The organism is Pseudomonas sp. GW823-FHT02C02, from assembly GCF_058797635.1.
This window is the reverse complement of the sequence record NZ_JBXAJV010000001.1, coordinates 304,563-318,363: the sequence shown is the minus strand read 5'-3', so window position 1 is coordinate 318,363 and position 13,801 is coordinate 304,563. Positions and strand designations below refer to the sequence as shown.

General features: G+C 55.7%; 12 protein-coding genes and 1 pseudogene. 4 read left to right on the top strand and 9 right to left on the bottom strand.

What is annotated here, in order from left to right:
* Nucleotides 1–66 precede the first annotated feature (66 nt).
* Nucleotides 67–1,164, bottom strand: a complete 1,098-nt coding sequence (gene rimI / locus AC1ROI_RS01355) for a ribosomal protein S18-alanine N-acetyltransferase (RefSeq protein ID WP_102593508.1) — start codon at nucleotides 1,162–1,164, stop codon at nucleotides 67–69.
* Between the two features lie 92 nt (nucleotides 1,165–1,256).
* Between rimI and AC1ROI_RS01350 the strand changes: the two genes are divergently transcribed.
* Together AC1ROI_RS01350 and AC1ROI_RS01345 are read left to right on the top strand one after the other, a co-directional pair.
* A complete protein-coding gene (locus AC1ROI_RS01350; protein WP_102593507.1) occupies nucleotides 1,257–2,831 on the top strand; it encodes a RimK family ATP-grasp domain-containing protein in 1,575 nt (524 codons plus the stop codon).
* A 7-nt stretch (nucleotides 2,832–2,838) separates the two neighbouring features.
* Nucleotides 2,839–3,762 carry a magnesium transporter CorA family protein gene (locus AC1ROI_RS01345; protein ID WP_102593506.1) on the top strand — a complete coding sequence of 308 codons (924 nt, stop codon included), beginning with the start codon at nucleotides 2,839–2,841 and terminating at the stop codon, nucleotides 3,760–3,762.
* Nucleotides 3,763–3,882: 120 nt separating this feature from the next.
* Here AC1ROI_RS01345 and AC1ROI_RS01340 read toward each other — a convergent pair whose 3' ends face one another.
* Nucleotides 3,883–4,218: a DUF2834 domain-containing protein gene (locus AC1ROI_RS01340; RefSeq protein ID WP_077747812.1), complete on the bottom strand. Its 336-nt coding sequence runs from the start codon at nucleotides 4,216–4,218 to the stop codon at nucleotides 3,883–3,885.
* 249 nt (nucleotides 4,219–4,467) lie between these two features.
* Here AC1ROI_RS01340 and ilvA point away from each other — a divergent pair.
* A pseudogene (gene ilvA, locus AC1ROI_RS01335) lies at nucleotides 4,468–5,469 on the top strand (threonine ammonia-lyase, biosynthetic); the annotation flags it as partial.
* Between the two features lie 27 nt (nucleotides 5,470–5,496).
* On the opposite strand, the gene eco reads toward ilvA, so the two are convergent.
* Complete coding sequence (gene eco, locus AC1ROI_RS01330; RefSeq protein ID WP_083376697.1) at nucleotides 5,497–5,979, bottom strand: serine protease inhibitor ecotin; 483 nt, start codon at nucleotides 5,977–5,979, stop codon at nucleotides 5,497–5,499.
* A 384-nt stretch (nucleotides 5,980–6,363) separates the two neighbouring features.
* On the opposite strand from eco, the gene AC1ROI_RS01325 reads away from it, so the two are divergent.
* The gene (locus AC1ROI_RS01325; RefSeq protein WP_102593504.1) at nucleotides 6,364–6,633 is read left to right on the top strand and encodes a DUF1652 domain-containing protein; all 270 of its coding nucleotides are present in this window, start codon (nucleotides 6,364–6,366) and stop codon (nucleotides 6,631–6,633) included.
* Here the strand turns inward: AC1ROI_RS01325 and AC1ROI_RS01320 are convergent.
* The 6 genes from AC1ROI_RS01320 to AC1ROI_RS01295 all read right to left on the bottom strand — a co-directional run bounded on the left by AC1ROI_RS01320 (nucleotide 6,630) and on the right by AC1ROI_RS01295 (nucleotide 13,793).
* On the bottom strand, nucleotides 6,630–7,025 hold the full coding sequence (locus AC1ROI_RS01320; protein WP_102593503.1) for a hypothetical protein: 396 nt from the start codon (nucleotides 7,023–7,025) through the stop codon (nucleotides 6,630–6,632). The genes AC1ROI_RS01325 and AC1ROI_RS01320 overlap by 4 nt on opposite strands.
* Nucleotides 7,026–7,115: 90 nt before the next feature.
* Complete coding sequence (locus AC1ROI_RS01315) at nucleotides 7,116–7,382, bottom strand: DUF2790 domain-containing protein (RefSeq protein WP_077747819.1); 267 nt, start codon at nucleotides 7,380–7,382, stop codon at nucleotides 7,116–7,118.
* 999 nt (nucleotides 7,383–8,381) lie between these two features.
* Complete coding sequence (locus AC1ROI_RS01310) at nucleotides 8,382–9,197, bottom strand: hypothetical protein (protein WP_146013279.1); 816 nt, start codon at nucleotides 9,195–9,197, stop codon at nucleotides 8,382–8,384.
* A 71-nt stretch (nucleotides 9,198–9,268) separates the two neighbouring features.
* Nucleotides 9,269–10,264 carry a DUF2515 family protein gene (locus AC1ROI_RS01305; protein WP_102593501.1) on the bottom strand — a complete coding sequence of 332 codons (996 nt, stop codon included), beginning with the start codon at nucleotides 10,262–10,264 and terminating at the stop codon, nucleotides 9,269–9,271.
* On the bottom strand, nucleotides 10,261–12,471 hold the full coding sequence (locus tag AC1ROI_RS01300; protein ID WP_102593500.1) for a type VI secretion system Vgr family protein: 2,211 nt from the start codon (nucleotides 12,469–12,471) through the stop codon (nucleotides 10,261–10,263). Before AC1ROI_RS01300 ends, AC1ROI_RS01305 begins: the two co-directional genes overlap by 4 nt.
* A gap of 383 nt (nucleotides 12,472–12,854) precedes the next feature.
* Nucleotides 12,855–13,793, bottom strand: a complete 939-nt coding sequence (locus tag AC1ROI_RS01295) for a carbohydrate kinase family protein (RefSeq protein WP_077747827.1) — start codon at nucleotides 13,791–13,793, stop codon at nucleotides 12,855–12,857.
* Between the last annotated feature and the right edge of the window lie 8 nt (nucleotides 13,794–13,801).

Sequence of the window (13,801 nt, the reverse complement as noted above, 5' to 3'; positions counted from 1 at the left end):
ACTGCGGAGCAGTCGCTTGAATGGGGCGCTTTGCACCCAGCGGGAGCAAGCTCCCTCGCCACAGGTCTATTTTCGGCAGTAGATAATCACCGCCGCCCGAAGCTTGCCCCGGCCAAAACTGCACATCTTGTCGAACTCGCCGTGGCTGACCGGCAAATGCTGGCAGTCCATCGGTTGGCGATGTTGGCTGTGGTCCACATCCGGGTCGTGCAGGTAGACAAATTCCTCATCGCAATCGGTGACGATCACCCAATGCGGCGCCTTGGAGCGGGTCAGCCGATAGCTGCTGATCAGCACCAGCGGTTGTCCGCCATCGTTGAGTAAACGTGGAAGGTCCAGCGATCCACCAATCACACGCTCCACATCGGTTTCTTCCAACTGCGTGGTGAACTCCTCGTGGACCAAACGCATTACGTCTTTTTTATGCTCATCGCGCACGCCATCGAGGAACAACGGTCCCGCCATGCTCAGTTGCAGCCGCACCCGAAAACCCCGACGCCAGGCCGCCAGCGCCAAGCCTTGAGGGCTGCAGCCGCCGTGACCTGAGGTCATGAACACCGTCGTCGCCTCGCGCCAGATTTGCAGTTCCTCGCGGCGTTCCAGCCAACGCTCACCTTGCAGCGCGCCCATGGCCATCAGCAGGCAAGCCGGGCCGCAGGTGAAATCGGTGGTCTGCCGGTACCACGGGACCTGGATGTTGCGCGAATCGCAGTGCTCAAGAATGCGTTTTTCCAGGCGCAGCGCATCGGCATGGTCCTGATAATAATCATGGATCAGCGCGAAACGCCGGTAACCATTGCGCTCATACAAGGCAATCGCTGCGGGGTTGTCGATCCGCACTTCAAGCCGCAAGTAGGCGCAATCATGTTCAAGGGCGCAGGATTCGATGCGTTCGAGCAACTGCTTGCCCAGTCCGCTGCCGCGGGCCTCGGTCGCGATCGCAATCGAGTAAAGCCGCGCCAGCGAGGTGCCTCGGTGAAACAGCACCACCGCATAGCCGACCAATTGCTCGCCATGCTGGGCCACCAACAACTGCCCGTGCGCTCGAGTGATCATCCACAGAAAGCTGCGACTGTTGAGCCGGTCCGTGGTGAAACATTGCTGTTCGAGTTCCAGCAGCGCGGGTAAGTCTTCAACTACCGCCAAGCGAAAGACAGTGTTCATATGACCGCCGTAAAAGTTACGTAACGAAACGGGACTTTCGAAAAAGTTCGTGCTTAATAGGAAAGGTCTTGTTCTCCAACGGATCAATCACTATGTCAGCGGTACAAGGTCATTGGCGCGAAGTATCCGAGCAAACTTTGCCGGCAGCAACTTATTTAAATGACGCAGGCAGAACTTCAAGTCAGTTGATAATCATCGTCGAACGCAAGGAAGACTGGGCCTCGTATTTCCCCAGCGAGGACATTGTCAGCGCCCAGGAATACCTCGAGCAGACGCGGGACAACGAACAGGGCAAACGGGTCCAGGTGATCAACCTGTGCCGCAGCTACAAGTATCTGGGGCACGGCTATTACTGCTCGTTGCTGGCCGAAGCGCGGGGACACAAGGTCATTCCGTCGGTGCGCACCATCAGTGAGCTGACCAAGAAGTCGTTGTACGGTCTGGCCCTTGATGACCTGGATAAACCCCTGGAAAAAGCCCTCAGTAACCATCTTTACAGCGACACCGAAGGCTTTACCCTGACGTTGTACTTCGGCAAAACCAATATAGAGCCCTTGCAGGATCTGGCACGGCAGTTATTTGAAGTGTTTCCCTGTCCGATATTGTTAGTTGAGTTTCGCCGAACAAATGGCTGGCACATCGAAGGTATAAAGTCCGGGGCGTTGCATAAGTTACGTGAAGACCAGGAAGATCAATTTGCCAACTCTCTGGACAGTTTCAGTCGCAAGATCTGGCGTGTGCCACGCTCACGACGGCTGGCCCGTTATGACCTGGCCATCCTGCATGATCCGCAGGAAGCCTTGCCACCTTCCAATGCGAAGGCGCTGGATAATTTCGTGCGCGTCGGTAAGACCTTGGGCATTGATGTCGAGCTGATTGAGCGCAAGGACTACGCACGCATTGCCGAATACGACGGCCTGCTGATTCGCGAGACCACCAGCGTTGACAACCACACCTATCGCTTTGCCAAAAAAGCCGAGAGCGAAGGGTTGGTGGTGATGGACGATCCGGCGTCGATTCTGCGCTGCACCAATAAGGTCTACCTGACCGACCTGCTCAAGAGCCATCAACTCGGCATGCCCGCCACCGAAATCCTTTATAAGGAACGACCGGAAGATTTCGAACGGGTCGGCGAGCGCCTGGGCTTTCCCTTGGTGCTGAAGATCCCCGACGGCTGTTTCTCCCGGGGCGTGATCAAGGTCGAAAGCCAGCAAGCCTTGCTCGAAGCGACCGCCGAACTGTTCGAACACTCGGTGCTGTTGCTGGCCCAGGAATTCTTCTACACCGAATACGATTGGCGTATCGGCGTGCTCAACCGCAAACCGATCTTCGCCTGCCAATACTTCATGTCCAAGGGCCATTGGCAAATCTACAACCACAAGGCCAAGGGCCAGGACATCAACGGCGAATGCCGCACCCTGGCGGTCCACGAAGCGCCGCGCGCCGTGGTGGAGCTGGCCGTGAAAACCGCCAATCTGATCGGCGACGGCCTCTACGGCGTGGACCTCAAGCAGTCCGGCGACAAAGTTGTGGTGATCGAAGTCAACGATAACCCGAACATGGACGCCGGCATCGAAGATGCGTACTTGCAGGACGATTTGTATTCGCTGGTACTGGAAGAGTTCGTCCGTCGCCTGGAACTGAAACGTCGCGGCCAGGCCTGGTGATCGGCCGATGATCAAAAGCTTTCAACTGGACGGCGGCGCCTTGCATGCCGTCGAACGACTGGATGCCGAGGTAATGCTGTTCAGCAACCCCGATGCCGCCGAACGGGATCTGTTGCACAGCCATTTCAAGCTTGATGAGCACGCGTTGGCCTCGGCACTGGACCCTGACGAGGTGTCGCGCATCGAGTTCCACCCCGACAACCTGTTCCTGATCTGGAAGCGCCCGGAAAATTACTCCGGCGCCGGCAGCCTGGCCTTTGAAGTGTCGTCCTGTGGCCTGTTGTTTTCTGCACAGCGCCTGCTGGTGATCGCCACCGACGATGCGCCGCTGCACGGGCTCGGCACCCGGCAGCGGCTGAACACGCCGCTGGATGTGCTGCTCGATCTGCTGTTCAACAACATCCATCACTATCTGGGCCACCTGAAGGTAATCAAGCTGGTTGCCCGGGAGTTGCAGCAGAAATTCAACGCCTCGATGCAGAACCAGCACCTGATCCAGATGTTCAACCTCAGCGAAAGCCTGATCTATTACATCAACGCGATTCACAGCAACGGCGCAGTGCTGAGGCGGTTGCGCAATCATGCCGCCAAGGAACACTTCAGCGCCGAGGCCATCGGGCTGATCGACGACCTGATCATCGAAAACAACCAGTGCTACAAGCAGGCGGAAATTTACTCCACGGTGTTTTCCGGGCTGATCGACGCCCGGGGCAACCTGATGAACAACAGCATGAACAATCTGCTGCGCAAGCTGACATTAATTAACGTGGTGTTTTTGCCGCTGAACCTGATTGCGAGCATTGGCGGCATGTCCGAGTTCAGCATGATGACCGGGGACACGCCGTGGTGGGTGTCGTATCCGTTGTTTCTGACGGCGATGATGATTGGGGCGGGGGCGATGGTGCTTGGGCTCAGGCGGTTGGCGAAATGACGATGTCGACTGTCAGGCCGTCTTCGCGGGCAAGCCTCGCTCCTACAGGGGGGATACGCTCCAATGTGGGAGCGAGGCTTGCCCGCGAAGGCTCTATCCGCAACACAACACTACTGTGGATCAAACTCGCTGGCGTGCATCACCGCAATTCCTGCGATTCTTGAGCCCCCGGACCACGAGGTACAACAGCGGCCCGACGGACACGAAAACCGCCGTAATCAGCAGATACGGAATCACCGATAACCCCGACTGCCCACGCTTGCGCGTATCCTGGTACATCCAGACGCCTGCAAGTGTCGCCAACAGATAAAGATCAATCACCACCTGCGCAGTATCCGGGCGTGACATCAAACCGATGCCGAAGTCGATCAACGACTGCTCCGCCTGAAGCATCACGGAAACGGTGTAGCCGGCAAAGGCGATCAAGGCAATGAGGGGCAGGGCGACAGACTTCATGGTTTCCTTCCTTGGGACAATGAGCGATGTCCGCCAGCCTACAGAGACCGAGGAAAATTGACCATTGACTTGCCCGCAACGCCCGGCTAATTTCCAGCCATGACTTCCACCGTATTGCGCTGCCAGCCAAGCATTATTACCGCCATTCCTTATTTGGCGGGCTAGCTCACGACTGCAGCACCCAACCCGCCCTAGAGGCGGGTTTTTACTTTCTGTCTCCTGGGCCCCGATCAATGTCAGGAGACGACCATGAGCAGCACCCCCGCCCAGCAGGCCTTGCTTGAGCACTATGTGAAAAAGATCCTCGCCGCGCCGGTGTATGAGCTGGCCGTGCGCACACCGTTGCAACCCGCGCCAGCGCTGTCCGAGGCCTTGGGTAATCAGATCCTGCTCAAGCGTGAGGACTTGCAACCGACCTTTTCCTTCAAGATCCGTGGCGCTTACAACAAACTGGTGCAACTGAGCGATGAGCAAAAGGCTCGGGGCGTGATCACCGCTTCAGCGGGCAATCACGCCCAAGGCGTAGCGTTGGCGGCGCGTGAATTGGGGATCGCTGCGACGATTGTCATGCCTTGCACAACACCAGCATTGAAGGTGCACGGGGTGCGCAGTCGGGGGGCAGAGGCCGTGCTGCACGGCGAGAGCTTTCCGTTCGCCCTCGAATACGCCCTGAGCCTCGCCGAGCAAACCGGTTGCACCTTCGTCTCACCTTTCGATGACCCGGACGTAATCGCCGGGCAGGGCACCGTGGCCATGGAGATCCTGCGCCAGCAACAAGGCCCCCTGGATGCGATCTTCGTCCCGGTGGGTGGCGGAGGTCTGATCGCCGGCATCGCGGCGTATGTCAAATACCTGCGCCCGGAAGTCCGCATCATCGGCGTCGAATCAGAACATTCCGCGTGTCTGTACGCGGCGTTACAAGCTGGCGAGCGGATCGTCCTGCCCACCGTGGGCACGTTCGCCGATGGCGTGGCCGTCGCGCAGATTGGCGCCTATGGATTTGAAGTCTGCCGGTTTTGCGTCGATGAAGTGCTGACCGTCAGCAACGACGAACTGTGCGCCGCCATCAAGAATATCTACGACGATACCCGCTCGATCACCGAGCCCTCCGGTGCCTTGGCGGTGGCCGGCATCAAGAAGTACGTCGCTCAAACCGGTGCGTGTGGTCAAACCCTGATCGCGATCGACTCGGGCGCCAATATCAACTTTGACAGCCTGCGGCATGTCGCCGAGCGCGCCGCGTTGAGCGACGCCTCAGCGTGAGGAGGGGCGCTGCGGTTACTCTTGAACGGCTTTCTCGACCTTGTCCGACGCCGACCAAATCCGATAGCGGACTTCGACGTCCTTGGGCACGTAGAGCACGATCGGCAATTTGCTGTTGTAACGAAGCATGAAGCCGTCACCGACCACCGGCACAAACGCCTTTTTACTCTTGCCGTCGGGGCAGGCCATCATCGTGCTCATCGGGCCGATGACTTTTTCCAGACGGTAAAAGGGGTAGCCCCAGCCTTCAAGGTTTTTTTCCTCAAGGATACCGCCCAGACGTTGGCGATTGCAGTCCACCGTCAGCGTCTTGCCCGCCAGCACCTCAACCTGGAAGTTTTCTTCCTGTGGCTGCGGCGCTACATGAATGACCTGGCGGGTAAAACCGCTTTCCGGTTTAGGGAACGGCGCGACGGTTTCGAGCTTTGCCGCACAGGCCACGCTCGAAAGGCTGGCAACAATCAGCCCGACGGTATTGATACAGGTCAAAGAACCCATGATGCCTCCTTGCGTGTGAGTAGGGTCAGCGGATACTGGATTGGCAGGCGCATTCTTACTGCCGACCGCCACCAATGCAAACCCGGTCGGGAATGTATGCAAATTGCAGGGTTCAAACTGCCCTTTCTTGCAGATTGCATGAGGCCATTTTCAGGCATGTCCGTTAAATCATTGATTTACCGATGAGCTGCACGGCGAAATTTGCGGCATGTTTTATGCTCAAGCAGATCTTAAGTTGACCAGGACAGTATTGAGTCAGCTCTGGAACGAGAAACCGGCCCGTTGTTGAGGCGTAGAAACCCCGCAAAGGAAGTAAAGCGGGAGATCTCAGCACCGCCGACGTTGGATATTAATTGGCAATCTCACAATTAGGAGAGGGTCGCCATGTTTCTTTCTGCCTTGGAACTTCGCAATATCGTTGAAAGCAGTTTTCTGCCGAAACGCTGTCAGTGCACGCTGTCGCCGGACCTGTCGATGACCGTCAAGGTGTATTCCGATCGTGAAACCGATCACCTAGATCTGATGGTGACCGGAATCAATGCCAAAAAACTGAATGGTTGCCGTGAAATCAACGACCTGATTGTAGGCCTGCGCTCAGAGATGCAGCATCAGGAAGCGAGTCAGACACTGCATCCCGACAGGAAAGCGCTTTAACCCGCTGTTTCGAGTTCTGCTGATACGCGCCGGGTCTGGATAAACCCCAGTCCCAGCGCCGATTCGACCATCACCGCCAGCAATATGCCCGGCCCGGCATGGCCATTGAGCCATTCGCCAAAACCCAGTATCGCCAAGCCGAAACAACCCACGGTAAACCCGGTGCTCAGCGCATTGCGGGTGACCGACGGCGCCTCGTTCCGAACCAGATAAAACATCACGCCCAACGCCGCGAACAGCACTGCACTGCGTCGCGCGACAAACCCTGCCACAGACGAATACTCAATACTCCAGATTGCCAGCAACCCATCCGGCATCAAACCCCAGACCAGGGCCAGCAGAAAACAGAGGAGGGAAGTGAAGGTCGACACGATACGAAACGATAACTGCATGGCGGATCCTTGCGGCAGTGAGGGAGGCGCCAAAGCATAGCGCCTGATCCCTCACAGGAGTACCGCAAAGTGCAAAATCAGACCTTTCAGTCAGTTCTGATAACTGCAAGCGTCAGAAAGCTTCCGGTAGCTGATTTCTTCAGGCTTGCCTGACGTATCGATGTACTTCATGTCGGCCGTGATCACTTTGCATTCCAGCGTGTTCGGCTCAGTCAGCGCGACCACTTTGCCGATGTTCAGCGGCATGCCGTAGTGATAGGGGGTGGCTTGCGAGGACGACGTGTCATTGGCCTGCGCAAGACCAGTAAACGCGGTGCAGGCGAGGGCGGAAGTCATCAGCAGCGTACGGATGTTCATGGGGCGATCTCCAGTGCAGGCGTTGAGTCAGCTCGACGGTTGAGCGTCGAACCTGCCGCACTGGGCGTCAGAGGGAGCTGAGGGCGTGCGGTCCAGTAAAGTCTTGGACCGCGCGGTTAACGGATGGTTAACCCGGCTGAACGCCGCCTGTCGCGAGGTTTTTTCTGTCGGATGATTCGTTAGGAAAGCGTCTACGAAGTCTTCGGCTTGGTCCTACAAAGTCAGATGCTTTGTCGACTTTCGCCGGATGGGGTGAAGCGACTACTGTTTGGGCTCGCTGCAAAATCAGCGGACAGGTTTGGTCACCTGATAACACCGCACATATTTGTGCCATGATTCGCGCCGCGGACTTCTACGTCCTCGTGGTGCGTTGCAATGGTGGCTGTGTGCGGGACGCCTTAGGGCGAGTCGATTGGGTGTTGTCGGTTGACCAAGCCTGTACACAGCCGCCTCCCACCGTTTGGTCACGGTGCTGGCGATTACTAATTAATACCCGAGTAATTACTATGCCTACGCGCCCTGGGCAGAAATTCTTACCCACCGAGGACGATTTCTTTCGGCGAAATCGATTCGTTCGATTCGCCCATCCCCCGAGTCAAAGTAAAACAAAGCACCTTGCAGAAAGTTCGAAGTGAACTCGCTGGAAACCAGCAACACGTTCACATCTTGATGATCGGAAGCGCATTGCCATTGCACTCTGCCTCCTCGCGACGCATCTGCATCCTCATACATAAATCTGACGTCTTGGGTGGCGCGAACCTCATAGATATAGGTGCCGACTATTGGCGATCCACGCAGCAGCGAAATCGTGTTTTTCGGGCCTGCCAATTCACAATCGATCACGTTGCTTGATCGAGGTTCAACAGCACATGCCTGAATGCAAACAGTTACAAGCCAAAAGCCGAACACAATTTTTTCATCTGATTCGGTCGCATTATCCGTATTGAACTACGAAGGCAAGCAAACGAGTAAAATCCCGTTCGCTAGTCACCAACTGGCTCAATTGTTAAGAGCGTGAATCAGAGGGTCTTGATAAGACTCATCGATTTCGATCCCTGCGGCGCGGGCTTTTTCTTCCAGTTCAAGTCTTGTCTTGTGGTAGGCATTCAACCTTCCTGGCAATAGTTCCTTCCAGTGCTGCCTCTCTTTTTTGTCTGTAATGCCGTCGAGCCAGAACTCACTCTCTGATTGAAAATCCAGCGTAATAAGGTAAGTCGCCTTTTCGGTTGGGGCTTCTGAATCGTTTTGCTTCCACGCTTTAAGGTTGAGATAGATGCCGTCTTTGTAAAAATACCATCTGTAAAAAGAGCCAATCTGAAGCCATCTCTTCAGATCCAACTGATAATCCGGATCCAGCCAAGGATGGCTGCTGACGTATCGCCCGAACACCTCGTCAGGACTACTGATTTTTCCCGCCTGCGAGCCAGAGATCCTAGGATCTTCTGGAAAATAAAAGTGTGACCAGCCAGATTTTTTTATTTTGTCTATTAGACTGAATATCAAGTCCCGATATTGTTCGTGTGTGCTTCCTTTTGGTAGCCCACGTAATATTACGTTTAGGTTTTCGATGTTTTCTGTCGTGTCTTTGTCTAATGCAACTGTAATATTTACAGCCTGCTCCAGACTTAAAATACTGCCGTTATTTTTTACGTTGATCGTCGGTAGGTCGGTGTCATTTGCCGATTTTTGTATTTTATACCAACAGATATTTACCTGGGGCATGCAGCTTTCTGTGAATGGAGTCGGTGTGTTTTTTGTGATATTTTTTATGGAAGATAAAAGTTCGATTTCAATGATTTCTGATTGATTGGTCATAGGGGTCTCTGTCGAGTTGCTAACGTCATCGCATCCACTGATCAATATTAAAATGGCGATTAGGATTTTTTTCATTGTTGATTTGACCAGGTGGAAATTATTTTTATCTCGCCTTCCATGTATTCGGCTTTTTTACCCATTAGGAAGTGGTACTGATTGGCAATTTCAGTGATAAAAACCATTCTGTCAGTTTCATCATAAAGATCACCTTTCTTCATTTGAACTCGTAATTCAGGCTGTTCAACGTCGCAGGCGGTGCTAAAAGCGGCTACTCTGACCGGAACAAATGGAGCCCACTCAAATCCTGCTTGCATTTTAAGCGTAGTTTGAAATGCCTTGCCATCATAAATAAGAGGCTGAAGAATCTTTCGTTGCTCATGGTTTGCAATGTCCATTAGTGACGACAGTTGCATCTCGCGCCTAGCGGTGCCTTTAGATAGACTTTCTGTGTTTTGAATAGATTTAAATCCTGATTTAATCTCGTCGGTAACATGCAAATTACCAAGTGTGCTGAGCGCGTCATTCGCCCAGGGCAAACTATCGATATTGGTTTTGATCTGCCCTTCGCAACTGCGCGCATTACGCTCCGGCGCGCATTCATTGAATTGATCTTTATATTTGCTGTAAAACCAATGCCAAACAAAAATATCTTGAAATAGCCAGAAATTGCCTTTGCCCAGTTCGTTTTTACCAATACGCAGAGGAGGTTGAAAAGCGAGGGGCGTAAGTGTCAGGTAGGGTTCACTCGGAATAAAATCCAACCCGCATTTGACCTGCTTGCTGGCAAACGCCGCGAGTCCCATCCAATAGAAGCGACCCTTGAGTTCCGGTTTTCCATCTTCACCTTGTTCGAGATAGAAACTGGCGTAAGCAGCGGCAATTCTTGCGGCACGAGCGCCAAAGTCAGAGATCAATTCATATTTGCTAGAGGCAGACGAGCGCTTTTTGCTGAGGCGGCGTATGGCTTCTTCCTGGCCCATGGCCCACAACTTGTCGCAGCCTAGGACAACCTCGTGGACGGAGCATTCTTTGGCATTTGTTTTAAAGGTTGTGATTGGCGCACTCATTTCTTTCTGCTCGCTTCATAGTCGTCGGCACCGGAAGGCACGACCAGTTCATCCCATACAAGGTGGGCTTTCACCGGTTCTTCTGCATCTGTCTGGACCCGCGGGTGGAGGCCGGCGGCATCGCTCCTCGATATTTGGGGAGCGGTTTCCGATGGCACGATCAGTGCCGCTTTGACTGATTTAATCGGTTGTCCACGACGCGTGACAAACTTGAGTTGTTCGTCGTATCGCTCACTTATTTTCTTCGCGTGCAGCAAGCTTCCTGCCCGTGCTTGATCTGCAATGACAGGAACAAGCGGTGCAAGAATGCCAATGCCTGTCCCCACCCCAGGCGAGCCCCCGGTATTCACCTTCACCTCAGCCCCACTGATCGTCACGCCCCCCGCATCAACCTTGACGAAGCTCCCGCCAGCCTTGGCCGTCAGTTCCATTCCGCCTTCAACCACCACCTTCTCGCCAGCGTGGTAATGAATCTCCTGACCCGCCTCGACAAACTGCGCTGTGCCGATCTTCACATGCTGGGTCACCGCCACGGTCAGGTGATCATCCGCCCGCGCTTCAGTCTTGCGGTCCAAATGGGTAATCCGGTGTTCTTCAACCTTGAACTCGCTGAAAACATTGGCCTCGACCGTGTCATGGCGTTCATTGCCGATGCGGATTTTCTGGTCGTGCTCGATGTTTTCATCCCAGTCGCGCTGGGCATGCAGGTAGATCTGTTCCGCACCTTTCTTGTCTTCGATACGGAACTCGTTGTAGCCCTTGCCGCCCGGCGAGCTCAGGGTTTTGAAGGTGCTGCGGGTCTTGTTCGCAGGTAGGTCGTAGGGGACGACGTTTTCCTTGTGGAACAGGCAGCCGGTGATCAGCGGTTGGTCGGGGTCGCCTTCGAGGAAGGTGACGAGGACTTCCATGCCGACGCGCGGGATGGCGATGCCGCCGTAGGCACTGCCGGCCCAGCCGGTGGCGACGCGTAGCCAGCAGCTGGTGGTGTCGTTGGCCTGGCCGTCGCGGTCCCAGTGGAATTGCACTTTGACGCGGCCGTATTCGTCGCAGTGGATTTCTTCGCCGGACGGGCCGGTGACAATGGCGGTCTGGCTGCCGAGGACTTTCGGTTTCGGGTGTTCGAGGGCAGGGCGGAAGTGCGCGTCCCACGGGGTGGCGAGGAAGGTGTTGCGGTAGCCATGATGGAAATCGTCTTTGTTATGGGTGACGTCGCTGGTGACGTTTTTGCCGAGCACTTGCGGCTGCTTGCCTTCGTGCACGACTTCGAGCAACAGCCAGAGGTCGTTCCACTCGGCACGCGGGTGTTCGCTCAGGGCCATGAAGTGGCCGCTGACGAGGGTTGGCTCGTCGCCTTTGCCTTCGGCCAGTTTGTAATCGCTGCGATGGCGCTCCAGCGCGCGGGTGGCCAGTTGTTTGCCGCGCTCGCGGGTCAGGAAGCGGCCGGGGTAGTCGTAGTCTTCGAGGTCCGGGGCGAAAGTGCTCTTGGCGGCGCCTTCGGGCAGGATGCGTGGTTTTTCGAAGTCGTAGTCGCGGCGGCTGACGCGGGAGGTGCGGGTTTCCAGGCGCAGGTTGAAGCGCTTGATCACCGGTTTCGTGGCCGCCATGCCGGAGTCTTGCTGGTAGGCCACGGGTGCGAGTTTGCGGAACACCGTCTGGTCATCGCCGAAGACGAGTTTGTGGCCGCTGGCGCTGTGCTGGAAGTGGAAGTGAATGCCTTCCTCTTCGCACAGGCGCTGGATGAAGTGCAGGTCGGACTCGTCGTACTGCACGCAGTAATCGCGCTCGGGGTAGATCGCGCCGAGCTGGAAACTGTAGGCGTCAGACAGGATGCCGCGCGCCTCCAGTACCTGGGCGATGATCTTCGGCACACTTAAATGCTGGAAAATCTGCTGGTCATGGTTGTGGCGCAGGTAAGCGAGTTGCGGGACCAGGCTGATGCTGTAGCGCGTCAGGCTTTTGCCGGAATCGCCTTGCTCGATGCGATAGACCAGACCGTGAATGATGCCCTTGCCGGTGGCGCCGAAGGTCAGGCAGCCAGGTTTGTGCAGCAACTCTTCAAGTTTCAGGTCGGGACGGGCGCTGACCAGTTCGATGTCGAAACAGAACGGTTGATTGAGGGTTTCGCGACCGACGAAGCTGAGCACTTGCAGGTCAACGGAAACGCCTTCCAGCGTCAGGGAAATATGGGTTGCGTTCGCGTCCAGCATGCCTTTAATTCCGTCCTTTGAATAAGCTGGTGCGGATGGTGCAGGATTAAACCGCCACGTTCAAGGCGCAAATGGCGTAGGAGTGGATGCGTTGGGCTATCGGGAAAACCCTTAGATACAAGGTTTCGGCCAATGAATGCAGGGGATTTTTAGTTATCTTTTCCTGGGTATCACTGCGCCACAACTTCCAGGTGGCCAAGAATCAACAGTCATTTCCAGACTAAAGTCCTCTTCGGCTGATAAAAGCCTGCTGCCGCCATTGCCGATGATCCTGTTGATCGTTCCTACGCTCTGCGTGGGAATGCCTCACTGGACGCTCCGCGTCCGCTTTGGACGCGGAGCGCCCCGGGCTGTATTCCCACGCGGAACGTAGGAACGATCTGTCAGTTGAGTTGCTGCCGATACGGCAAATCCGGCCCGGTCTTGCTGCACGTCAGCGCCGCTGCCTGTACCGCAAACTTCAACATTCCGTCGATTTGCCCGCGCTCAAGGGATTGCACACCCGCAACCGAATCCAGCTGCTGCTCGGTCAACCAGGTAATCAACGCCGCCTGGAACGTATCGCCCGCGCCCACGGTATCAGCGATTTTCACTGAGCTCGCCGGTACTGACCACGAACCCTGAGTGCGGCTGAACACCGTGGCACCTTCACCACCTCGGGTCAGGAACACCAACTGACAGCGATGCTGCAACCAACCTTCAATCACCCGCTGCGGATCCTGCTCGGGGTACAACAGACTCAAATCCTCATCGCTGACTTTGATCAGATCCGCCAACTCAACCAGCGTCGCAATCCTCGAACGCCACAGGTCGATATTCGGTTCAGGATTGAGTCGGACATTCGGATCAAGGCTGATCAGACGTTTTCCGCTTTCCCGCTGCACCAACGCCAGCAGCGTGTCGGCAATCGGCTGCACCACCAGGGAGAACGAGCCAATGTGCAAACCACGCACTTGCGGCCCCAGCTCAGGCAAATGTTCAGGTTTGAGCTGGCGGTCCGCGCAACCTTCACCACGAAAGCTGTAGTGCGGCGAGCCATTGGCCCCGACCGCGACCATTGCCAGTGTGGTCGGTGCGGCGAAGTCCACCAGGTAATCCGGGCGCACACCTTCGTCCTGCAGCACTTGCTGCAAGCGTCGGCCAAGGTAATCGGTGGAGAGTCCTGCAAAAAGCGCCGCTTCCACGCCCAATCGCCGCAAGCCAACCGCCACATTGAACGGCGAACCGCCGGCAATTGCCTTGAAATTCACTTTTGAAGCCAGGCCGCTGGCGTCGTCTTCACTGAAGAAATCGAACAGCGCTTCGCCACACACCAGATACATAGTTGTTC